Genomic DNA, 20,902 nt, shown 5'->3' on the forward strand with positions numbered 1-20,902 from the left:
GGGGAGGGTCCCGCCAGTCAGCCTCGGCGGCCGCGTCCGCCGAGATGCCACGGGCGCCGCACGGGGGTACCGGCCGCCCCGACCGTGACGGGGGCGGCGGCCCGATCGTTGCCCTCGGGGCCGGGATGCCCGGGGGACTGGACCGGTGCGCCGAAGGGGGCGAGGAGCCACATCGTCGACGCGGCCCGCCAGCTGTCCACCAGGCCCGGGGGAGCGTTGAGCCGCTCGCCGAGCAGGGCCGAGGCGGCCGCGTCCCACCACGCGTTGTCCGGGGTGAGCTCCTGGGCGCGAGCACGCAGCGTGAGCAGCCGGCCGCCGTCGCCCTTGCTGCGGAGCACGACCTCGAGCTGCTCGGGCAGGGGACCGAGGTCGGCCTCCTGGCCACCGGAGACGAGCAGGATCTGGCCGTCGAGCTCGTCGGTGCCGATCGCAAACCAGGTGAGCCGCTCACCACCCGCCAGGCGCAGCCACAGCACACCGGACTTGTTCAGGGCCTCCGCCGTGAGGGCGGAGAGGTTGACCTCGCTCATGCCGCCAGCGTAAAGGCGGCCGCGTGTCAGAGGGTGAACTCCGTCATAACCAGTGATGGGGGCCGCTTGCTAGGTTTCGCGGAGATTCCCCCTTCGCTCCCCTTGAGAGGACTCGAGCCACACATGCGCAGTGCCAAGGACTTCTTCACCCCGCTGGCCGTCGGTGCCCCCACGCCCGTCCGTGAGGTGCCCGCCCGCCCCAGCCGGATGATCCACTTCTTCGATCCCAGCAACGAAAAGATGGCGGCCAAGGTCCCGGCCATGGTCGGTGTCTCCGATGTGCTCCTGGGCAACCTCGAGGACGCCGTCGTCGCGGACAAGAAGGAGGCGGCCCGTGCCGGTCTGGTCAAGATCGCCAAGGAGGTCGACTTCGGTGAGCACACGCAGCTGTGGACCCGCGTCAACGCCCTCGACAGCCCGTGGGTCCTCGACGACCTGACCACCCTGGTGACCGAGGTCGGCGACGCGCTCGACGTCATCATGGTCCCCAAGGTCCAGGGCCCCGAGGACATCCACTACATCGACCGTATCCTCGCCCAGCTCGAGGCGAAGGGCGGCGTGCAGCGCCCGATCATGGTGCACGCGATCCTCGAAACCGCGCGCGGTGTCGCCAATGTCGAGGCGATCGCCGGTGCGAGCCCCCGCATGCAGGGCATCTCCCTGGGCCCGGCCGACCTGGCTGCGGACCGCCGGATGAAGACCACCCGCGTCGGTGGCGGCCACCCCGGCTACCTCGTGCGTCAGGACCCGACCAAGGGCGCCGACGGCACCCCGGACTACCAGGGCCAGCGCACCGTCTTCCAGCAGGACCTGTGGCACTACACGATCTCCCGCATGGTCGACGCCTGCGCGATGCACGGGATCTTCCCCTTCTACGGCCCCTTCGGCGACATCAAGGACGTCGTGGCCTGCGAGGACCAGTTCCGCAATGCCTTCCTCCTCGGCTGCGTGGGCGCCTGGAGCCTGCACCCGGTGCAGATCGAGATCGCCAAGCGGGTCTTCAGCCCCTCCGCGGAGGACGTCGCGCACGCCCGCCGCGTCAAGGAGGCCATGCCCGACGGTGCGGGCGCGGTGATGATCGACGGCAAGATGGAGGACGACGCCAGCTGGAAGCAGTGCATGGTCATCCTCGAGCTCGCCGAGCGCCTGTCCGCCAACGACCCGGAGCTGGCCGAGCTCTACGCGAAGGCCTGAGCCATGACCGAGAGCACCTACACCCCGCGCCGCTCGGTCCTCTACATGCCGAGCTCCAACGCTCGAGCGCTGGACAAGGCCAAGACCCTCCCGGTCGACGCCCTGATCCTCGACCTCGAGGACGCAGTCGGTCCCGACGACAAACCCGCTGCACGCGAAGCCGCCTGTGCCGCAGTGCAGTCCGGTGAGTACGGCGACCGCGAGCTGACCATCCGCGTCAACGGCATCGGCACGCAGTGGCACGACGAGGACATCGCGGCCGCGTCGAAGGCCGGGCCGCACGGCATCGTCGTGCCCAAGGTCAACAGCGCTGACGAGGTGCGCCAGCTCGTGGCCGCGATGGAGGCAGCCGGTGCCCCTGAGCACACCAAGCTCTGGGCGATGATCGAGACGCCCTCCGCGATCTTCAACATCCGCGAGATCGCGCAGGCTTCCGACCGCCTCGTCGCCTTCGTCATGGGGACCAACGACCTGGTCAAGGAGCTGCAGGCCGACCACGTCCCGGGTCGCGCCCCCCTTCTCACCGCTCTGTCGTGGTCCCTCCTGGCCGCGCGCGAGGCGGGCATCGCGGTCCTCGACGGCGTGTACAACGCGGTCAAGGACATCGAGGGCTTCACCGCGGAGTGCGAGCAGGGCCGTGACATGGGCTTCGACGGCAAGACGCTGATCCACCCCGGTCAGGTCGAGGTCTGCAACACGACCTTCGCTCCGAGCCCGGATGCCGTGGAGGAGGCGCAGGGCATCCTCCACGCCTGGGAAGAGGGCGCCGGCAAGGGCGTCGTCACCTTCAACGGCAAGATGATCGAGAACCTGCACGTCGACATCGCGCGTCGTGTCCTCGCGACCCACGAGGCCATCACTGCACGATCGTGACCTCAGCGAGATGTGGTTGCCCATAAGATCTTGCTGATCCCGGGCAACCACATCTCGTGCTGGTGCGTCTGAGGGTGAAAGGGGAGCTGAGGGGGCTCTCCTCGGAGGATAAGGAAAACTTCAGATGAGCACCTACGAAGCACGTCACGCCATGCTCGACGTGGAGCCCTCGCCCCACCGTCGACTGCTCATGCGCGGGGGACTCGCCACGGCGGCCGCCACTGCCGTCGGAGGCGTCGGGTTCTTGACCCCGGCCGTCGCCACGTCGACGACCGCCGACCGCGCCACCGCCTACCGGCGCACACTCAAGGTGGGCTCCACCGGCTTGGCGGTCGCAAGTCTCCAGAGGCGGCTGCTCGCCAACGGCTACTGGCACTCCGGGGCGGACGGGGAGTACGGGCAGACCACCCAGCAGGCCGTCATGGCCCTACAAAAGGTCCATGGCCTCACCCGTGACGGCGTCTGCGGTCCGGCGACCTGGACTGCCTTCGAGAACATGTACCGTCCGCGCGGTAGAACCACGAGCGGGACGGTCATGGAGGTGGACCTGACCAAGCAGCTGATCATCTTCGTCGTCGGTGGTCAGACCAAGTGGGTCATGAACACCAGCACCGGCAAGTCCGGATGGCGCACACCTCCCGGACGGTTCCAGATCTTCCGCAGTGTCAACCGCATGGACTACGGCCCGCTGGGCGCGCTGTGGCGGCCGCGGTACTTCAACCGGGGCATCGCGATCCACGGGTCGCCGTCCATCCCCGGGTACCCGGCATCTCACGGCTGCACCCGCGTGAGCAATGCCGCCGTCAATTACGTCTGGAGCGCCGGACTGGCCCCCATCGGTCGCAAGGTGTGGGTGTACTGAGCCCCACGAGGTACTGACGCAGGGGGAGGAGCCGCGGCTCCTCCCCCTTCGTCATGCTCGAGGGTGTGCCGCCGCAACGTCAGGGCGTGGCCGAGGACACCCGCGGACACCGTGGCGGGAGGCGGTGCGCGCTGGGATACTGGCGCAAAAGCCCCACACCCCGAACAACGAAGGTGGACGCATGTCCCGACTGCAGACGACCGACGGACTGACCGAGGAGCAGCAGGATCTGCTCAAGCTGGTCAAGGAGTTCGTCGACGAGCAGATCATCCCGGTCGCGCAGGAGCTCGAGCACGCTGACGAGTACCCGCAAAAGATCGTCGACCAGATGAAGGAGATGGGGATCTTCGGGCTGATGATCCCCGAGGAGTTCGGCGGTCTCGGCGAGTCGCTGCTGACCTACGCGCTGTGCGTCGAGGAGATCGCGCGCGGCTGGATGCCGGTCTCCGGCATCATCAACACCCACTTCATCGTGGCGTACATGATCCTCAAGCACGGGACCGACGAGCAGAAGCAGCACTACCTGCCCAAGATGGCCACCGGTGAGATCCGCGGCGCCTTCTCGATGAGCGAGCCCGCGCTCGGCTCCGACGTCGCCGGCATCAAGACCAAGGCCGTCAAGGGCGAGGGCGACGAGTGGGTCATCAACGGCCAGAAGATGTGGCTGACCAACGGTGGCTCGGCCAACCTCGTGGCCGTGCTGTGCCGCACCGACACCGGCGCTGACGGGCCGCACAAGAACATGTCGACCTTCCTCATCGACAAGACCGAGGGCTTCGGCGAGACCGCCCAGGGCGTCACCGTCCCCGGCAAGATCGAGAAGATGGGCTACAAGGGTGTCGACACCACCGAGCTGATCTTCGACAACCACAAGACGAGCACCGCGCAGCTCCTCGGTGGCGAGCCCGGCAAGGGCTTCTACCAGATGATGGACGGCGTCGAGGTCGGTCGCGTCAACGTCGCCTCGCGTGCGTGCGGCCTGATGATGCGCGCCTTCGAGCTGGGCATCGACTACGCCCAGCAGCGCGAGACCTTCGGCAAGAAGATCATCGAGCACCAGGGCATCCTCTTCCGCATCGCCGACATGGCTGCCAAGGTCGAGGCCGGTCACCAGCTGATGGTCAAGGCCGCTCGCCTGAAGGACAAGGGCGAGCGCAACGACCTCGAGGCCGGCATCGCGAAGTACATGGCGGCCGAGTACTGCGCCGACGTCGTCGAGCAGTCCTTCCGCATCCACGGTGGCTTCGGCTACACCAAGGAGTACGAGATCGAGCGCCTCTACCGTGAGGCCCCCATGCTGCTCATCGGCGAGGGCACTGCCGAGATCCAGAAGATGATCATCGGCAAGAGCATCTTGAAGGACTACCCCGCCAAGCGGTGAGTCCTCTCCGCCCACTGCGGCCGGTCACCCTCGCGGGTGGCCGGCCGCAGTGCGTCGTGGGCGGAGGTGGGACACTGGACCCATGAGCACCCAGCCCCACATGACCGCGCCGATGCAGCAGCACATGCGGCTCGAGTACCCGATGTCGCTGGACACCTTCGACACCTATGCCGAGGCGCAGCGAGCGGTCGACTACCTGGCTGACAAGGAGTTCCCGGTCCAGGACGTCATGATCGTCGGCACCGACCTCAAGCAGATCGAGCGGGTGCGTGGGCGGCTGACGAGCGGCAAGGTCGTGCTCGGGGGGCTCCTGTCGGGCATCTGGATCGGTGTCTTCGTCGGGTTGGTCTTCACGATGTTCGAGGGCGGCGAGGGCCTGGTCACCCGGATGCTCTCCACCGTCGTCATCGGTGCTCTGTTCGGTGCGGTCTGGGCGTGGCTGGGGTACCGGTCCACCGGTGGCCAGCGCGACTTCACCTCGATCAGCCAGGTCGTCGCCTCCCGCTACGAGGTCTTCACCGAGCACAAGCACGTCCACGCCGCGCGCGAGCTGCTCGCCGAGCTGGACCCCATGCGGGCTGCGCAGGAGCAGCTACGTCGTAACCAGGAGCGGGCGCGGGCTGAGCACGAGCGGCGCCAGCCGGGCCAGATCGACCCCGAGGGCTGAGCCTCACCCTCTCGCGACGGTCCTCGGGCACGTCGTGGTCACGACGGGTGGTACGGGCTAGCGTCTGTGGTGTGACCAACGAACCCGTCCTGGCCGCCCTCGATGAGACCTCCTTCGACTCCGTCCTGTGCGTCGTCGCCCACCCCGATGACATCGAGTACGGGATGGCTGCTGCCGTCGCACGATGGACTGCCGCTGGCAAGCGCGTGAGCTACTACCTGCTGACCCGCGGGGAGGCGGGCATCGACACGATGGACCCGGTCGACGCCGCCCCGGCCCGGGCGGACGAGGAGCGCGCGAGTGCCGCGGTCGTCGGTGTCGACACCGTCGAGTTCGGTGACCACAGCGATGGCGTCGTCGAGTACGGCGTCCCGCTGCGACGCGACATCGCCGCGGCCATCCGACGGGCGCGGCCGGACCTCGTCCTCACGCTGACCCACGCCGAGACCTTCGCCGCCGGCAACCTCAACCAAGCCGATCATCGTGCGGTGGGGTTGGCCACGCTGGACGCGACGGCCGACGCCGGCAACCGGTGGATCTTCACCGATCTCGTCGCGGACGGGCTCGAGCCGTGGAAGGTCCGTGCGGTTGCTGTCGTCTCGGGCCCGACGCCCACGCACTACGTCGACGTCACCGGACACCTCCAGGACGCCGTCGAGTCGCTCGAGGAGCACCGCCTCTACAACGACGCGCTGCCCGACGACTTCCCGAAGCCCGCGGAACTGCTCGGCAACATCCTCGGCGGTGGCGCCGAGCAGGTGGGCGAGCAGGGCGTCGAGCACGCGCTGCTCCTGGAGGTCTTCGCGCGGTAGCTGCTGCGACCCCCTTCGCTCAGCGTCGGGGGATGAGCACCGTGTAGTCGAGGTCGAGCACGACCTCGGGCAGGTACTTGCCGTCCTCGCCCTTGTAGGGGAAGTCGGCGCAGGGGGTGTCCGTGGTCGCGACGGTCCGCAGGCGCAGGGCGCCGACATCGGTGCGGTCGGGCAGCTCGATCGTCTCGAGGACCTCGGACCAGGCGTAGACCGTGTCGCCGGCGAAGGTCGGGTTGGCGTGCGCGCCGGCATTGATCGCGGCGATCATCTGTCCGTTGGCCAGGCCGTTGAAGGTCAGTCCGCGCGCGAGGCTGATGATGTGGCCGCCGTAGATGAGCCGGCGGCCGATCTTGCTCTGGGACTGCGCGTGCTGGTTGAAGTGGACCTTTGCGGTGTTCTGGTAGAGCCGCGTGGCGAGCATGTGGTCCGACTCCTCGATGGTCATGCCATCGATGTGGTCGATCCGCTCGCCGACCTCGTAGTCGTCCCAGAGGAAGGGGGAGCCCGCGAGCTCGACGTCATACTCACGACCGGTGAGGTCGAAGGGGACCAGGAGGTCTTCTGCCGCAACGGCGCCCGGCAAGTCGGGGATGACCGTTTCGGGGGCGGGGGAGGCCGGGTCCTTCTTGTGGACCATGACCCAGCGGACGTAGTCGACGACCATCTCGCCGCGCTGGTTGACGCCGACCGAGTTGACGTAGACGACACCGGTCTTGCCGTTGGAGTTCTCCTTGAGCCCGATGACGGTCGAGGAGGTCGTCACGGTGTCGCCGACATGCAGCGGCGCCCCGAAGCGGCCGCCCGCGTAGCCGAGGTTGGCGACGGCATTGAGGCTGATGTCGGGGACGGACTTGCCGAAGACGAGGTGGAAGGCCAGCAGGCTGTCGACCGGCATCCGCGTAAAGCCCATCGACTCGGCGAAGGTCGACGCGCTCGTCGCCGCGAACCGCGGACCGTAGAGGCCGGTGTACAGCGCGATGTCGCCATCGGTCACCGTGCGCGGCGTCGCGTGCCGGATCTGCTGACCGATCGAGAAGTCCTCGAAGTAGTTGCCGGGGACCGTCTTGGTGGACATGCGCGGTGCCTTTCGGTGGGCGAAGGGGGAAACTCCCGCCATCTTCCCCCTTCGCCCGTGGTGTGGTTGGGTCGTCCGGCTGTTGACTCAGCCACACCGAGCGCGTGGACGATGCCCCATGCCCTGAGGAGAGTGCGCAGTAACCGTCTCGAACGGCGTCAGCACGATGGTTGTGTGTTGAAGTGGTAGCCGTGGCGACCGGGGTCCCCATATACGGGTCGCTGGTCGCCTGAACTACCGCTTGAACACACAACCATCGGCGCGAGGAGGTGTGTGCCGCGGCCCGGACGAGTCAGCGTCCCTGGACGTCCTTGATCCACGCCTCGATCTCGTCGGCGGAGTGCGGCCACTCGCCGGAGAGGTTGCGGCAGCCGTCCTGCGTGACGACGACATCGTCCTCGAGGCGCACGCCGATGCCGCGGAAGCGCTCGGGCACCTTGAGGTCATCAGCCTTGAAGTACAGGCCCGGCTCGACGGTGAGCACCATGCCCGGCGCCAGCTCGGCGTCCATGTACTCCTCGCGGGTGGCCAGGGCGCAGTCGTGGACGTCGATGCCGAGGTGGTGGCTCGTGCCGTGCACCATCCAGCGGCGGTGGTACTGGCCGTGCTCGGTGTCGAGGGTGTCCTCGACGGAGATGCCCTCGGGCAGCAGGCCCCACGCGTGCAGGTGCTCGGCGATGACGCGGATGGATGCGGCGTGGACGTCGGAGAACTTCGCGCCCGGCTTCACGGCAGCGATGCCGGCGGCCTGGGCGGCGACGACGGCTTCGTGGATCTCGCGCTGGGTGTCGTCGAAGGTGCCGCTCACCGGCAGGGTGCGGGTGATGTCGGCGGTGAAGAGGGAGTCGAGCTCGACGCCGGCGTCGAGCAGGATGAGGTCGCCGGCCTTGACGTCGCCAGTGTTCTTGATCCAGTGCAGCGTGTTGGCGTGGTCGCCGGAGGCGCAGATCGAGTCGTAGCCGACGCCATTGCCCTCGTGACGGGCGATGAGGCCGAAGGTGCCCTCGACCCAGCGCTCGCCGCGCCCCCGCTCGGGCAGGGACGGCAGCTCGCGGATGACGGCCTCGAAACCGGTGCGCGTGGCGTCGACCGCCTGCTGCATCTGCTCGATCTCCCAGTCGTCCTTGATCATCCGCAGGTGGGACAGGCCGTGGGCGAGCACGTCGTCCGCCTCGGCCAGCGCCTCCTCGCTCGCTCCGCCCTGGACGCGGACGGTGTCCAGACGCGCGGTGAGCGCGGTGTCGGCGTCACGGACCATGCGCACGGTGAGCTGACCGGCGTCCTTGCCGACCGCGTCCTCGAGCTGCTCGACGTGGCGGCCGGTGAGGCCCAGCTCGGACTCGATGTCCTCGATGGACGGGCGCGCGCCGACCCAGAACTCGCCATAGCGCGAGTCGCCGAAGAACTCCTCGGAGTCGCGCGGCGCGAGCGGGCGGAAGTAGAGGGAGGCCTCGTGGCCGGCGTCGTCCTCCGGTGCGCCGAGCGGCTCCATGACGAGCACGGCATCAGGCTCGCGGTCGGCGCCGAGGCCGGTGAGGTGGGCGAAGGCGGAGTGCGGGCGGAAGACGTAGTCGCAGTCATTGCTGCGCACCTTGAGCCCGCCCGCAGGGATGACAAGACGCTCGCCCTGGTGCGCAGCCGAGACGGCCGCCCGCCGCTGCGCCGCACGCTGCGCGGCCTCGGTCAGTGCCGGGAGGTCGGTGGACCGCTCCGCCCAGTCCTGCGCCACGAAGGCCCGGAACTCGTCCGTCGTCGGCCGCTTGCGGTTGTCTGCCTGCTGCTGCTCCTCGCTCATGTGGCCATCGTCTCACCACGCGCCCAGCACCGAAGGCGGGGACCCCGCCGGCGGGGAGCAGGCGGACGGCGGGGGAGCGGGCGGAGGGCCGTCCCGATCGCTCCTCCCGCGTACGCAACCCAGGCACCCCCGCAAAAGTTCTACAACACACCTAGCGCCACGACATCAACGTGTGGCATGTTGGGGTCTGACGAAGGGAGTCAACGATGACTACTGCCCTGGTACTGGGCGGAGCCGGAGGGATCGGCGCGGCAGTGACGCGTCGCCTCGCGGCGGACCATGACGTGACCATCACCCACCACTCTCACCCCGAGCGAGCCGATGCCCTGGTGGCCGAGCTCGGTGACCACGTGCGTGCGGTCGCGGCCGATGCGACCACCGAGGAAGGGGTCATCGCCGCCTTCGACGCGGCGCAGGCGCAGGGTGAGCTGACCGTCGTCGTCGACTGCGTCGGCGGCTGGGACTACCCCCGCATCACGGAGCTGACGAGCGAGCAGATCAACGACTCGCTCTCCCTCAACCTCGTCTCGGCGCTGCTCGTGCTGCGCGAGGCGACCAGCCGCATCGCCGACGGCGGCCGGATCGTCATGGTCTCCAGCGTCGCTGCCCGGGTCGCACCCGCCCGGCAGAGCACCTATGCGGCGGCCAAGGCCGGCCTCGAGGCCGCGAGCCGGGTGGCCGCCAAGGAGGTCGCCAAGCGTGGGGTGACCGTCAATGTCGTGCGCCCGGGCGCGACGGACACCGAGTACCTGCGCTCGATCACGAGCGACAAGGCCATCGAGGCCATGGCCGGGAGCAATGCCATGCGCCGTCTGGGCACACCCGAGGACATCGCTGGCGTCATCGCCCTGCTCGTCAGCGCGGATGCCGCGTGGATCACCGGCGACATCATCGACGCAACCGGAGGCCTCGCATGACCGATGGCGACATCCCAAGCATCACGGGCGTGGTCGGCGGTGGCCAGATGGGCGCCGGCATCGTCCACGGACTGCTGCTCGCCGGCAGCGCGGTCGTCCTGCTCGAGCGCGACGAGTCCGCTGCGAGCGCCGCCCGCGAGCGCGTCCAGCGCTCCTGCGACAAGAGCGTCGAGCGCGGCAAGCTCACCGATGCCACCGAGCCCATGGGGCGACTGACGACGACGACCGACACGGCCGACCTCGCCGACTGCGGCCTCGTCATCGAGGCAGTCCCCGAGGACGAACAGCTCAAGCGCGACACGCTCCAGCGGGTCGAGGCGGTCATCGGTGACGACGCCGCCCTGGCCACCAACACCTCGAGCATCTCCCTCGACGCGCTGGCGACCTCCCTTCGTCGTCCGGAACGCCTCCTCGGGCTGCACTTCTTCAACCCGGTCCCCGCGAGCAAGCTCGTCGAGATCGTCATCGCGACGGCGACCGACGAGGTCTGGCGCGACCGTGCCGTCGAGTGGGTCAGCGAGGGCCTGGGCAAGACGCCGGTGGTCGTCGCGGACTCGCCGGGCTTCGCCAGCAGCCGGCTCGGTGTCGCGATCGGCCTGGAGGCGATCCGCATGCTCGAAGCGGGCGTCGCATCGGCCGAGGACATCGATGCCGCCATGTCGCTCGGCTACGGACACCCGATGGGCCCGCTCAGGCTGACCGATCTCGTCGGTCTCGACGTGCGCCTGGGCATCGCTCGCTACCTCGAGCGCGAGCTCGGCCCCCGATTTGCTCCGCCGCAGCTGCTCATCGACCTCGTCGAGCAGGGCCATCACGGCCGCAAGACCGGACGCGGCTTCTACGACTGGAACGACGCCAAGGAGAAGACAGCATGAGCGAGATCCTGCAGAGCTATGTGGCCGGCAGCTGGGTCATCGGGAGCGGTGAGGGCCGCGAGGTCCGTGACGCCGTGACCGGCGAGAGCGTGACGCGCGTGTCCAGCGAGGGCATCGACCTCGGCGAAGCCGTGACCCACGCCAAGACGAAGGGGGGTCCCTCCCTTCGCGCGATGACCTTCCCTGAGCGGGCTGCCGCCCTCAAGGCAGCCGCGGGTGCCGTGCAGGCGGGCAAGGACCGCCTCTACGAGTTGTCTGCCCAATCTGGTTGCACCGCAAGGGATTCGGCCGTCGACGTCGACGGCGGCATCGGCACCGCGATGGTCTACTCGTCCCTCGGGCGCAAGGGCCTGCCGGACGGCACGGTGATCGTCGAGGACGACTTCATCCAGCTGGGCAAGGAGGGCGTCTTCGGCGGGCGCCACGTGCTCACCAGCCCGCACGGCATCTCGCTGCAGATCAATGCCTTCAACTTCCCCGTCTGGGGCATGCTCGAGAAGCTGGCGCCCGCGCTGCTCGCCGGCGTCCCGACGATCGTCAAGCCCGCGACCCCGACGGCCCACATCGCCGTCGAGGCCGTGCGCATGATGATCGAGTCCGGGGCCCTCCCCGAGGGTGCGCTGCAGATCGTCGCCGGATCCATCCCCGGGCTCCTCGACGAGCTCGGCGGCCAGGACCGCATCGGCTTCACCGGCTCCGCCGACACGGCCGCGATGCTGCGCGCCGACGCCGCGGTGACCCGCCGCTCGGCCCACTTCAACGCCGAGGCGGACAGCCTCAATGCCTCCGTCCTCGGCCCCGACGCGGTGCCGGGCGAGCCGGAGTTCGACCTCTTCGTCAAGGCGCTCGTCACCGAGATGACCGTCAAGGCGGGTCAGAAGTGCACGGCCATCCGCCGCGCGCTCGTGCCGGCCGGGCAGATGGACGCGGTGGCCGAGGCCGTCGCGGCACGCCTGGGCGGCGTCGGCATCGGAGCTCCGGGCGCGGAAGGAGTGCGCATGGGTGCACTCGTCGGGACCGACCAGCGTGACGACGTGCGGGCTGCGGCCAGCCGCATCGCGCAGGCCGGACAGATCGTCTTCGGCGACCTCGACACCGTCGACGTCATCGGCGCCGACGCGGACAAGGGCGCCTTCATGTCGCCGATCCTCGTGCGCGTCGACGATGCCGACCGGGCCGAACCGCACGAGGTCGAGGCCTTCGGCCCCGTCAGCTCGCTCATCGGCTACCTCGACACGGACCACGTCGTGGAGCTGCTGGCCCGGGGCGAAGGGAGCCTCGCCGGCTCCGTCGTGTCCGCGGACGCTGACTTCGTGACCGACGTGATTGCCGGGGCGGCTCCCTTCCACGGCCGGATCCTCGTCCTCGACCGGGACAGCGCCCCGGAGTCCACCGGGCACGGCACCCCGATGCCGCAGCTCGTCCACGGCGGTCCCGGCCGCGCAGGTGGGGGACAGGAGGAAGGCGGTCTGCGCGCCGTCCACGCCCACCTGCAGCGCACCGCCATCCAGGGCAGCCCGGAGGTCCTCGACCGTCTGGGCATGTGACGCTCAGCGAAAACATTCCACAAACTCTTGTCGCCACACGCATAGACGTGTAGAACATAAGTAAGACCTCGCAAGGACGCGAACTTAGGAGAGAGCATGACGACGACCGACGACCGCATCGGGTCCGCCCCGGAGCCGACCGGCCCGACCAGCCCGATCGATTACAGCCAGCGCATCCCCAACAACGTCAACCTCAACGAGAACCGTCGCCTCCAGCGTGCGCTCGAGGGCTGGCAGCCGAAGTTCCTCGACTGGTGGAAGAACCTCGGCCCCGAGCTGCCCACCAAGGACGTCTACCTGCGCACCGCCGTGGCCGTGGGCCGTGACGGCTGGGCGCACTTCGAGCACGTGCCGATGGAGGAGTACCGCTGGGGGATCTTCCTCGCCGAGGGCAACCCCGACCGTGAGGTCAACTTCGGCAAGCACAAGGGCGAGGCAGCGTGGCAGGAGGTCCCGGGTGAGTACCGCGCGGACCTGATGCGCCTGATCGTCATCCAGGGCGACACCGAGCCGGCCTCGGTCGAGCAGCAGCGCATCCTGGCCAACACCGCGCCGTCGATCTACGACATGCGCAACCTCTTCCAGGTCAACGTCGAGGAGGGCCGTCACCTGTGGGCGATGGTCTACCTGCTCCACGCGTACTTCGGTCGCGAGGGTCGCGAGGAGGCCGAGCAGCTGCTCAAGCGCAACTCGGGCGACTACGACAACCCGCGCATCCTCGGTGCCTTCAACGAGGCCACCACCGACTGGCTGCAGTTCTTCATGTTCACCTACTTCACCGATCGGGACGGCAAGTACCAGCTCGGCACCCTCAAGGAGAGCGGCTTCGACCCGCTGGCCCGCACCTGCGAGTTCATGCTCAAGGAGGAGGCCCACCACATGTTCGTCGGGACCACGGGGGTGCAGCGCACCGTGGAGAAGACCGCCGAGGTCATGAAGGCCAACGGCGGCAAGGCCACCTTCGAGGACGGGGTCATCCCGCTCGACATCATCCAGAAGTACCTGAACTTCCAGTACTCGGTCTCGATGGACCTCTTCGGCTCCGAGCAGTCGACCAATGCCGGCAACTACTACAGCTCCGGTCTCAAGGGTCGCTGGCAGGAGACGCGTCGCAAGGACGACCACACCCTGCTCGAGGACGAGCGCGAGATGAACTACGTCGAGGACGGTCAGATCAAGACCAAGACGGTCCCGATGATCTCCGCGCTCAACCTGGACCTGCGTGACGAGTACGTCGCTGACTGCGAGAACGGCGTGCGCCGGTGGAACCAGGCGCTCGAGGACGCTGGTGTCGAGGAGCGCCTCTACATCCCGCACGAGGGCTTCCACCGTCAGGTCGGCGTGTACTCCAGCCACAAGATCAGCCCCGAGGGCGAGGTTCTCGACGACGCGACGTGGGAGGCCCGCGAGGGTGACTGGCTGCCGACCGACGCGGACCGGGCCGAGGTCGCGAAGCTCATGGTCCCCGTGTACGAGCTGGGCGAGTTCGCCAGCTGGATCGCCGAGCCACCGACGGGCATCAACGGCCAGCCGGTCGAGTACGACTACGTCCACCTCGAGGAGGGCGTAGCCGAGGGAGCGTCGGCGTGACCGTCGAGCTGGCCTGGGAGCGCGAGGACAACCCCGTCTGGGACGCGGACAAGGCACGCATCGCCGCCTCCGCCCCGGACGGGGCCCTCGGCCTCGACTTCGCCGACGGGGCCGGCCTGCCCGGCGACTGGTTCGTCGCCAAGGACGCTGGCGCGGTGGTGGGCTTCGGCTTCCTCGACATGACGTGGGGCGGCGATGCCGAGATCACCCTCGTCGTGGACTCCGCCCGACAGGGCGCCGGCGTCGGGACCTTCGTCATGGACCACCTCGAGCAGGAGGCCCGCTCGCGAGGGATCAACTACGTCCACAACAGCGTGCGCGACACCCACCCCCAGCGCGACGACGTGCACGACTGGCTGCTCGTGCGTGGCTACAAGGGCAACGAGAGCGACCCGACGCTGCGCAAGCACGTCGGCGAGGCCGGCTCCGGTCGCCTCCCCGAGCCGAGCACGACAGCGGCACCGTCCGGGTCGCGCTCGCAGGGCGAGGAGGAGAGCGGCGACTACGTCGACGTCGAGGCGCACCGCTTCTGACTCAGCGCCGATCTCTGGCACGTCGCGCTCTGCGCGCCCGGCTGCCGGCCTGGGTCGGGCGGGACCCCGGGGCGCCTCGCTGCGTACGTTGCGTGGGCTACTTGCGGGTACGACGTGCTCCTGCGGTGCAGGCTGAACGAAGAGGCCCGGAATTCCGGGCCTCCCTGGAGTGGACTGACGGGAGGTGCCCGTCGTACCCGCACGTAACTACGAGGGATCGGTCCCCACGCCCGGGGCGCGCTCAAGAGCGGGGCGTGCGAACAGGATGCTGCGTCAGGTGCGCTCGCCCGCCGCCTGCTCCATGCGGTCCCACTCGCGCTGGGCGCGGCGGTGCCAGCGGTCGCGGCGGGTGTGGAAGAGGGTGGCGGCATCTGGCCCGGGCCAGTCCGGGGGGAGCAGCTCGGCGGGTAGGTCGGGGTCGATGAAGGGGAAGGAACGCCAGGCCTGGATGAGCTCGACCTGTGCGGCGAAGGCAGCGGCGTCGTCGTCGACGCTCCGCTCGGCGAAGTCGGCCGCGAACTCCTGGTAGCGGGTGCGGACTTCGGCGAGGTCCCACGCGGCGTCGATGAGGGATGCCGGGTCGGTGCCGGCGGCACGACGACCGACCCAGGCGAAGGCCCGGTCGGCGAGGTCGAGGTCGGTGAGCGTCGCCTGCACCTCGCCCTCCTTGTCGGCGTCGGGGATGATCCACATGCCCGGCGTCGGGCAGCCCAGCCCCAACCAGGTCAGGCGGGTGCGCAGCTTGTGCCGAGTGCTGCGCTGCGACTCCGGGACGGCCGCCGCCACGACCAGCCACTGCCCGTCCCACGTGTGGGGTCGGCGCAGGAAGCTGTAGATGCGATCGGTCCCCTCGGCGAGCAGGAGACTGCCGGTGTCGGTGAGCTGCCAGCGCACGCGGCGGCCGTGGCGCTCGGACGCGATGATCCCCTGGCTGGCCGTCCGGGCGATCGTCTGCCGCGCAGACTTCTCCTCCACGCCCAGGGCGCCCAGCGCGGCAACCAGCGTTCCGGTCCAGGCGGATCCGTCGCGTGAGTGGACGAACTCGCCCAGGATCGTCAGCAGCAGGGAGCGAGCGCTGGCTGCTCGCGAACGGTCCCCGTCGGCGGGGGCGGTCATGTCGTCGACCTTCGTGCTCACGTGTGTCGTCTCCTCGTGCGGTGTGCTGCTCAGGGTGGCACCTCTGCGGCGTCCGGGCCTGCAACTCCCCTCTCGGCACGCGGAGCGGGGAAGCCCCTTCGTCGTCGAACTTAGGTCGACCTGAGTTAAAACTACTACGAAACAGTTTCGATACGACTATTGACTGTAGAACAAATCACGGTCATTCTCGGTGCTACCGACAACGGGGTCGGGAGTCTCTGCCCCGTGGTCGCCCTCAATGACGAGACCGCACCCCTGGAGTATTCGATGCGCGCCACCCGCACCCTTCCCCTGGCCATCACCGTGACCCTCGCCCTCTCTGCCTGTGGCGGATCGGCGCTCTCCGGGGACGGGGGTGGAGAGGGCAGCGACGACGGCAAGGTCAAGATCGCGCTGCTCGTCCCCCAGTCCGGCGTCTACGCGCCCCTCGGCAAGGACATGGAGGCCGGCTTCCGCCTCTACCTCGACGAGAACGACAACAAGCTCGGCGGCAAGGAGGTCGAGCTGACCGTCGTCGACGAGGGCGCGGGTCCTGAGGACGGGGTCCCCGCCGGCACCAAGCTGGCCCAGGACGAGTCCGTCGACGCCGTGGTCGGGATCGTCAACTCCGCCGTGGCGCTGGGCCTGACCGACTCCTTCACCGAGGCGAAGAAGCCGCTCATCATCACCAACGCCGGCGCCGACGACATCACGGGCAAGTCCTCGTCGCCGTACGTGTGGCGCACCAGCTTCGCCAACGGCGAGGTCGGCGAGGCGATCGGTGGACATGTCGCCAAGGAGGTCGGTGACGGCAGGGTCTACCTCGTCGGACCCGACTACGCCGCGGGCGACGAGTTCCTCGCTGGCTTCAAGAAGTCCTTCGAGGCCGCCGGCGGCAAGATCGCCGGGACGCAGATGACCCCCTTCGGCAAGACGACGAACTTCCAGCCGTACCTGCAGAAGGTGCGCAATGCCAAGCCCAAGGCCGTCTTCGCCTTCTACGCCGGCGCCGAGGCGGTCACCTTCGTCAAGCAGTACGACCAGCTCGGCCTGCACGAGGACATCCCCTTCTACGCCACCGGCTTCCTGACCGAGGGTGGGGCGCTCAAGGCCCAGGGCAAGTCGGCAGAGGGCATCTTCACCTCGCTGCACTACTCCTCCGAGCTGGACAACCCGAAGAACAAGACCTTCGTCAAGGCCTATGAGGCGGTCAACGACGGCCCGCCGACCGTCTACTCGATGCAGACCTACGACGCCGGCGCGGTCCTGGACAAGGCGCTCACCAAGGGCACCGGGGGTGACGAGATCGTCGAGGGCCTGAAGAGCGCCGGCGAGGTCGACAGCCCGCGCGGCCCGTGGTCCTTCTCCGACACGCAGGGCCCGGACCAGACGTACTACCTGCGCAAGGTCGAGAAGAAGGGCGGCGCCTGGACCAATGTCATCGAGGGCGAGCTCACCAAGCCCTCTTCCTGACCCGTCCACACCCACTGCTGGGAGATCCTCGTGACCGCACTGACGGCCAACTTCATCACCGACAACGGGGTGACGATGATCGACGGGCTCGCCACCGGCGTGCTGCTCTTCGTCATCGCCCTCGGCCTGTCGCTCGTCTTCGGCGTCATGGACGTCCTGAACCTCGCCCACGGCGCCATCTACCTCCTGGGTGCCTACATCGCCGTGGCCCTGCTGGGCGGGGGGACGAAGATGACCCTGCTCGCCTTCGGGGGAGCGGTCCTGCTCGCCGCGTTCATCGGCGGGGTCAGTGGGTGGGGGTTGTCGGCGATGGTCCGGCCGGTCGCTCACCGCGGTCACCTCGATCAAGCACTGCTGACGCTCGGCATCGCGCTCGTGGTCTCCGACCTCGTCGCGATGAAGTTCGGCAATGACGTGCGCTCCATCCCGGCGCCTGCTGGTCTGGACGGGAGCGCGACGATCTTCGGCCAGTCCTACCCGGTCTACCGACTCATCGTCATCGTCGTCGGCGGGCTGCTCGCCGTCGGTGCGCTCTACGTCATCGAGCGCACCCGGGTCGGCTCGCTCGTGCGCGCCTCGGTCGTCGACCCCCAGATGGTCTCTGCCCTGGGGGTCGACACCAAGCGGTTGGTCACCGGTGTCTTCGCCGCGGGCGCGGCCCTGGCCGCCGCCGGTGGCGTCATCGGCGGCCCGATCCTCTCGGCCTACCCGAGCCTGGACAACCGGGTGCTGCTCCTCGGGCTCGTCGTCGTCGTCATCGGCGGCCTCGGGTCCGTGAGCGGCGCGCTCGTCGGTGCCCTGGTCATCGGACAGATCGAGACGCTCGGCGTCTCGTTGCTGCCCGACCACGCGTCCTTCCTCGTCTTCGGCGCGATGGGACTGGTCCTGCTCCTGCGACCCCAGGGTCTGCTCGGCAAGAAGGAGGCGACGGCATGAGGCCCAAGCTCTCGTCCGCTCTCGCGATCCTCTCGGTGCTCCTGCTGGTGGCCGTCCCGCTGCTCTTCCCCGCGGACATCGCCAACACCCTCAGCCGCGTGCTCGCGCTGGCACTGCTCGCCGTGAGCCTGGACCTGCTCGTCGGGGTCTCGGGGATGCCCTCGCTCGGGCACGCCGCCCCCTTCGGCGTGGGTGCCTATGCCGCAGCGCTCGTCGCCCGTGACACCACCTCCTTCGCCCCTGTACCGCTGCTGGTTGCGGTGGTTGCCGGGGGCCTGTTCGCCTTGCTCACCGGGGTGCTCATGGTCCGCACCAAGGGCACCTACTTCCTCATGCTCACCTTGGCCATCGCCGAGCTGGCCCACGTGCTCGCCCAGCGCTGGGAGGGGCTGACGGGCGGGACCAACGGCCTCTACGGCATCCCGTCCCTGACCCTGTCGCCCGGTGGTGAGCCGGTGACCCTCGCCGGGGTCCGCTACTGGTGGATCCTGCTGATCTTCCTCATCGGCTTCGCCATCGTGTGGTGGACCTCGCGATCGATGCTGGGTCGCTCCCTTCGCGGGCTGCGTGACAACGAGGAGCGGATGGCCTCCATCGGCTACTCCACGTTCGGGCTCAAGCTGGCCGTCTACGGCATCGCGGGTGCGGTGGCGGGTGCGGCCGGGTCCCTGTGGGTGGCGCAAAACCGGTTCGTCTCCCCGGAGGACCTCGCCTTCGAGGTGTCCGCCATGGCCCTGCTGGCCGTCGTGGTCGGTGGTCGCGGACGGCTGTGGGGGGCGGTGCTCGGCGCCGCACTCGTGACAATCGTCCGGGATGACATCGGCGCCTCCCTCGGTGGGCGCGGACCGCTGCTGCTCGGACTGGTCTTCATCGCCGCGGTCTACCTGCTGCCCCACGGCTTCGCCGGGACCAACTGGCGCCAGCTGTTCACCCGACGTCCCCAGGAGGACCAGGCATGAGCGACGAACGGACCGGCGCCACCAGCGAGGGACGAGCGGAGGCCGTCGGGCCGGTCGGGCTGCGGGAATCGAGCATGAGCGCCTCCACCGCCACCGCCGCACCCCCGGCCCTGACCCTGCGCAATGTCACCAAGAAGTACGGCGCACTCGTGGCCGTCGACGATGTCAGCCTCGAGGTGGCGAAGGGGGGTCGTCACGCCCTCATCGGACCCAACGGAGCGGGTAAGTCCACGCTCTTCAACCTGGTGGCTGGTGGCCTGCCGACCACGAGCGGTCAGATCCTCTTCGCCGGGGAGGACGTCACCAAGCGCTCCGCAGCCTGGCGGGCCCGCAGGGGGCTGGGCAAGACCTTCCAGCACAGCTCGCTCTTCATGTCGATGAACCCCTTGGACAATGTCGCGCTCGCGGCGCAACGGGTGGCCGGCAAGGGGATGTCCTGGATGACCTCGTCGGCGAGGCGCAACGCCGAGATCGACGACCTTGCCGAGCAGTGCGTCGCGGACGTCGGCCTGGCCGACCGCTCGCACATCATGACCGGCAACCTCAGCCACGGTGAGCGCCGACAGCTCGAGGTGGCGGTCGCCCTGGCGACCCGACCCGGGCTGCTCCTGCTCGACGAGCCCGCGGCGGGGATGTCCCCGGCGGAGAGCCACCGCTTCATCGAGCTGGTGCGCTCGCTGCCGTCGGACCTGACGGTCGTGATCATCGAGCACGACCTCGAGCTCGTCTTCGAGCTGGCCGACCGCGTGAGTGTCCTCCACCTCGGGGGCCTCATCGCCGACGGACCTGCCGACGAGGTCCGTGAGGACCCTGCCGTCCAGCAGGCCTACCTCGGGGAGGGCTCCCTCGAGGAGCTCTTCCACGAGACCCCCGTCACGCCCGACCTGCCGGTGTCGACGACATCGGCAGTCCCCACCGAGGAGGCCGCCGGATGAGCGTCACCGGAGCAGACCTGAGGATCGCCGACGTCGAGGCCGGGTACGGCGGCAGCACCGTCCTGACCGGGGTCGACCTGCACGTGGGCGCCGGCGAGACCGTGGCCCTGCTCGGCCGCAACGGCGTGGGCAAGACGACGCTGATGTCGACGGTCATGGGCTTCGTCAGCACCCAGCGAGGCAGCATCCACGTCGGGGGCGAGGACATCACCGGCCTGCCGACGCATGCGCGGGCCAGGGCCGGCGTGGCGATCGTCCCCCAGGGGCGGCGGGTCTTCGCGCCGCTCACGGTGCACAACAACCTGCGCATCGCGGAGGGCAAGCACTCGGGGGAGTGGTCCCTCGAGCGCGTCTACGAGCTCATGCCGCGCCTGCGTGAGCGCAGGACCAACCGAGGCGACCAGCTCTCCGGCGGTGAGCAGCAGATGCTGGCCATCGGGCGCGCGCTCCTCCTCGGCCCGCGGGTGCTGCTCCTGGACGAGCCGTCCGACGGGTTGGCCCCGGCGATCGTCCAGCAGGTCATGGGCATCGTCCGGGAGCTGGCGCAGGAGGGCATCACGGTCCTGCTCGTGGAGCAGGACCTGCGCGCGGCCTTCTCGGTGGCCGATCGCGTCGTGGTGATGGAAAAGGGGCGGATCGTCCACGAGAGCACCACCGAGGAGTTCCGCAGCGATGCCCCGAGGGCGCGACGTCTGCTCGGGGTCGGCTAGATGGCGCCGACGAATAAAAATACTACAACCCCTTGACGGATCGCGTAGTGAATGTAGAAGATAGACGGGTACCCCGATGCCGTGGTCCCCGCGGCGTGCGATCCGAACGACGGAAGGTTTGA

General features: G+C 69.1%; 20 protein-coding genes. 16 read left to right on the forward strand and 4 right to left on the reverse strand.

Features of this window, described 5'->3' with window-relative positions; all coding sequences use genetic code 11:
- Positions 1 to 17: 17 nt before the first annotated feature.
- Positions 18 to 530, reverse strand: coding sequence for a hypothetical protein (locus JLI01S_RS02665; RefSeq protein ID WP_068259551.1), 513 nt, complete (start codon positions 528 to 530; stop codon positions 18 to 20).
- Positions 531 to 653: 123 nt separating this feature from the next.
- Here JLI01S_RS02665 and JLI01S_RS02670 point away from each other — a divergent pair, with 123 nt between their 5' ends.
- From JLI01S_RS02670 to JLI01S_RS02695, 6 genes are all read left to right on the forward strand, one after another.
- The gene (locus tag JLI01S_RS02670; protein ID WP_068259554.1) at positions 654 to 1,724 is read left to right on the forward strand and encodes an HpcH/HpaI aldolase/citrate lyase family protein; all 1,071 of its coding nucleotides are present in this window, start codon (positions 654 to 656) and stop codon (positions 1,722 to 1,724) included.
- Between the two features lie 3 nt (positions 1,725 to 1,727).
- Positions 1,728 to 2,597, forward strand: a complete 870-nt coding sequence (locus JLI01S_RS02675; protein ID WP_068259561.1) for an HpcH/HpaI aldolase/citrate lyase family protein — start codon at positions 1,728 to 1,730, stop codon at positions 2,595 to 2,597.
- A gap of 124 nt (positions 2,598 to 2,721) precedes the next feature.
- The gene (locus JLI01S_RS02680; RefSeq protein WP_068259564.1) at positions 2,722 to 3,459 is read left to right on the forward strand and encodes a L,D-transpeptidase family protein; all 738 of its coding nucleotides are present in this window, start codon (positions 2,722 to 2,724) and stop codon (positions 3,457 to 3,459) included.
- A gap of 181 nt (positions 3,460 to 3,640) precedes the next feature.
- A complete protein-coding gene (locus JLI01S_RS02685; protein WP_068259567.1) occupies positions 3,641 to 4,840 on the forward strand; it encodes an acyl-CoA dehydrogenase family protein in 1,200 nt (399 codons plus the stop codon).
- An 82-nt stretch (positions 4,841 to 4,922) separates the two neighbouring features.
- On the forward strand, positions 4,923 to 5,507 hold the full coding sequence (locus tag JLI01S_RS02690; RefSeq protein WP_068259572.1) for a YflT domain-containing protein: 585 nt from the start codon (positions 4,923 to 4,925) through the stop codon (positions 5,505 to 5,507).
- Between the two features lie 71 nt (positions 5,508 to 5,578).
- Positions 5,579 to 6,319, forward strand: a complete 741-nt coding sequence (locus JLI01S_RS02695) for a PIG-L deacetylase family protein (RefSeq protein ID WP_084349136.1) — start codon at positions 5,579 to 5,581, stop codon at positions 6,317 to 6,319.
- Between the two features lie 19 nt (positions 6,320 to 6,338).
- Here the strand turns inward: JLI01S_RS02695 and JLI01S_RS02700 are convergent, their stop codons facing one another.
- Together JLI01S_RS02700 and JLI01S_RS02705 are read right to left on the reverse strand one after the other, a co-directional pair.
- Positions 6,339 to 7,394 carry a MaoC family dehydratase gene (locus JLI01S_RS02700; protein ID WP_068259575.1) on the reverse strand — a complete coding sequence of 352 codons (1,056 nt, stop codon included), beginning with the start codon at positions 7,392 to 7,394 and terminating at the stop codon, positions 6,339 to 6,341.
- A 292-nt stretch (positions 7,395 to 7,686) separates the two neighbouring features.
- The gene (locus JLI01S_RS02705; protein ID WP_068259578.1) at positions 7,687 to 9,189 is read right to left on the reverse strand and encodes an aminopeptidase P family protein; all 1,503 of its coding nucleotides are present in this window, start codon (positions 9,187 to 9,189) and stop codon (positions 7,687 to 7,689) included.
- Positions 9,190 to 9,395: 206 nt separating this feature from the next.
- Here JLI01S_RS02705 and JLI01S_RS02710 point away from each other — a divergent pair, with 206 nt between their 5' ends.
- The 5 genes from JLI01S_RS02710 to JLI01S_RS02730 all read left to right on the forward strand — a co-directional run bounded on the left by JLI01S_RS02710 (position 9,396) and on the right by JLI01S_RS02730 (position 14,651).
- Complete coding sequence (locus tag JLI01S_RS02710; RefSeq protein WP_084349137.1) at positions 9,396 to 10,106, forward strand: SDR family NAD(P)-dependent oxidoreductase; 711 nt, start codon at positions 9,396 to 9,398, stop codon at positions 10,104 to 10,106.
- Positions 10,103 to 10,981, forward strand: a complete 879-nt coding sequence (locus tag JLI01S_RS02715; RefSeq protein ID WP_068259586.1) for a 3-hydroxyacyl-CoA dehydrogenase family protein — start codon at positions 10,103 to 10,105, stop codon at positions 10,979 to 10,981. The genes JLI01S_RS02710 and JLI01S_RS02715 overlap by 4 nt, the downstream gene beginning before the upstream one ends.
- A complete protein-coding gene (gene paaZ, locus JLI01S_RS02720; protein ID WP_068259589.1) occupies positions 10,978 to 12,528 on the forward strand; it encodes a phenylacetic acid degradation bifunctional protein PaaZ in 1,551 nt (516 codons plus the stop codon). Before JLI01S_RS02715 ends, paaZ begins: the two co-directional genes overlap by 4 nt.
- 96 nt (positions 12,529 to 12,624) lie before the next feature.
- Entirely contained in the window at positions 12,625 to 14,118 is a 1,494-nt protein-coding gene (gene boxB, locus JLI01S_RS02725) for a benzoyl-CoA 2,3-epoxidase subunit BoxB (RefSeq protein ID WP_068259593.1), read from the forward strand.
- Complete coding sequence (locus tag JLI01S_RS02730) at positions 14,115 to 14,651, forward strand: GNAT family N-acetyltransferase (protein ID WP_068259597.1); 537 nt, start codon at positions 14,115 to 14,117, stop codon at positions 14,649 to 14,651. The genes boxB and JLI01S_RS02730 overlap by 4 nt, the downstream gene beginning before the upstream one ends.
- A 273-nt stretch (positions 14,652 to 14,924) precedes the next feature.
- Here the strand turns inward: JLI01S_RS02730 and JLI01S_RS02735 are convergent, their stop codons facing one another.
- Positions 14,925 to 15,788 (reverse strand): PaaX family transcriptional regulator, encoded by an 864-nt coding sequence (locus JLI01S_RS02735; protein WP_218005446.1) that lies wholly within the window; start codon positions 15,786 to 15,788, stop codon positions 14,925 to 14,927.
- A 225-nt stretch (positions 15,789 to 16,013) separates the two neighbouring features.
- Here JLI01S_RS02735 and JLI01S_RS02740 point away from each other — a divergent pair, with 225 nt between their 5' ends.
- The 5 genes from JLI01S_RS02740 to JLI01S_RS02760 are packed head-to-tail and all read left to right on the forward strand — an operon-like array spanning position 16,014 to position 20,780.
- Positions 16,014 to 17,240 carry an ABC transporter substrate-binding protein gene (locus tag JLI01S_RS02740; protein ID WP_068259600.1) on the forward strand — a complete coding sequence of 409 codons (1,227 nt, stop codon included), beginning with the start codon at positions 16,014 to 16,016 and terminating at the stop codon, positions 17,238 to 17,240.
- A gap of 30 nt (positions 17,241 to 17,270) precedes the next feature.
- A complete protein-coding gene (locus JLI01S_RS02745; protein WP_068259607.1) occupies positions 17,271 to 18,176 on the forward strand; it encodes a branched-chain amino acid ABC transporter permease in 906 nt (301 codons plus the stop codon).
- On the forward strand, positions 18,173 to 19,135 hold the full coding sequence (locus JLI01S_RS02750; RefSeq protein ID WP_068259610.1) for a branched-chain amino acid ABC transporter permease: 963 nt from the start codon (positions 18,173 to 18,175) through the stop codon (positions 19,133 to 19,135). The genes JLI01S_RS02745 and JLI01S_RS02750 overlap by 4 nt, the downstream gene beginning before the upstream one ends.
- Complete coding sequence (locus tag JLI01S_RS02755) at positions 19,132 to 20,070, forward strand: ABC transporter ATP-binding protein (RefSeq protein WP_218005447.1); 939 nt, start codon at positions 19,132 to 19,134, stop codon at positions 20,068 to 20,070. Before JLI01S_RS02750 ends, JLI01S_RS02755 begins: the two co-directional genes overlap by 4 nt.
- Complete coding sequence (locus JLI01S_RS02760; RefSeq protein WP_068259613.1) at positions 20,067 to 20,780, forward strand: ABC transporter ATP-binding protein; 714 nt, start codon at positions 20,067 to 20,069, stop codon at positions 20,778 to 20,780. Before JLI01S_RS02755 ends, JLI01S_RS02760 begins: the two co-directional genes overlap by 4 nt.
- Positions 20,781 to 20,902: the final 122 nt, after the last annotated feature.

The sequence above is a fragment of the Janibacter limosus NBRC 16128 genome, assembly GCF_001570985.1.
Lineage (GTDB): Bacteria > Actinomycetota > Actinomycetes > Actinomycetales > Dermatophilaceae > Janibacter > Janibacter limosus.

Coding starts and splice junctions, on each gene's coding strand:
- boxB (WP_068259593.1), top strand. CDS start 12,625: ATGACGACGACCGACGACCGCATCGGGTCCGCCCCGGAGCCGACCGGC.
- JLI01S_RS02670 (WP_068259554.1), top strand. CDS start 654: ATGCGCAGTGCCAAGGACTTCTTCACCCCGCTGGCCGTCGGTGCCCCC.
- paaZ (WP_068259589.1), top strand. CDS start 10,978: ATGAGCGAGATCCTGCAGAGCTATGTGGCCGGCAGCTGGGTCATCGGG.
- JLI01S_RS02685 (WP_068259567.1), top strand. CDS start 3,641: ATGTCCCGACTGCAGACGACCGACGGACTGACCGAGGAGCAGCAGGAT.
- JLI01S_RS02710 (WP_084349137.1), top strand. CDS start 9,396: ATGACTACTGCCCTGGTACTGGGCGGAGCCGGAGGGATCGGCGCGGCA.
- JLI01S_RS02680 (WP_068259564.1), top strand. CDS start 2,722: ATGAGCACCTACGAAGCACGTCACGCCATGCTCGACGTGGAGCCCTCG.
- JLI01S_RS02705 (WP_068259578.1), bottom strand. CDS start 9,189: ATGAGCGAGGAGCAGCAGCAGGCAGACAACCGCAAGCGGCCGACGACG.
- JLI01S_RS02665 (WP_068259551.1), bottom strand. CDS start 530: ATGAGCGAGGTCAACCTCTCCGCCCTCACGGCGGAGGCCCTGAACAAG.
- JLI01S_RS02755 (WP_218005447.1), top strand. CDS start 19,132: ATGAGCGACGAACGGACCGGCGCCACCAGCGAGGGACGAGCGGAGGCC.
- JLI01S_RS02750 (WP_068259610.1), top strand. CDS start 18,173: ATGAGGCCCAAGCTCTCGTCCGCTCTCGCGATCCTCTCGGTGCTCCTG.
- JLI01S_RS02715 (WP_068259586.1), top strand. CDS start 10,103: ATGACCGATGGCGACATCCCAAGCATCACGGGCGTGGTCGGCGGTGGC.
- JLI01S_RS02675 (WP_068259561.1), top strand. CDS start 1,728: ATGACCGAGAGCACCTACACCCCGCGCCGCTCGGTCCTCTACATGCCG.
- JLI01S_RS02700 (WP_068259575.1), bottom strand. CDS start 7,394: ATGTCCACCAAGACGGTCCCCGGCAACTACTTCGAGGACTTCTCGATC.
- JLI01S_RS02760 (WP_068259613.1), top strand. CDS start 20,067: ATGAGCGTCACCGGAGCAGACCTGAGGATCGCCGACGTCGAGGCCGGG.
- JLI01S_RS02690 (WP_068259572.1), top strand. CDS start 4,923: ATGAGCACCCAGCCCCACATGACCGCGCCGATGCAGCAGCACATGCGG.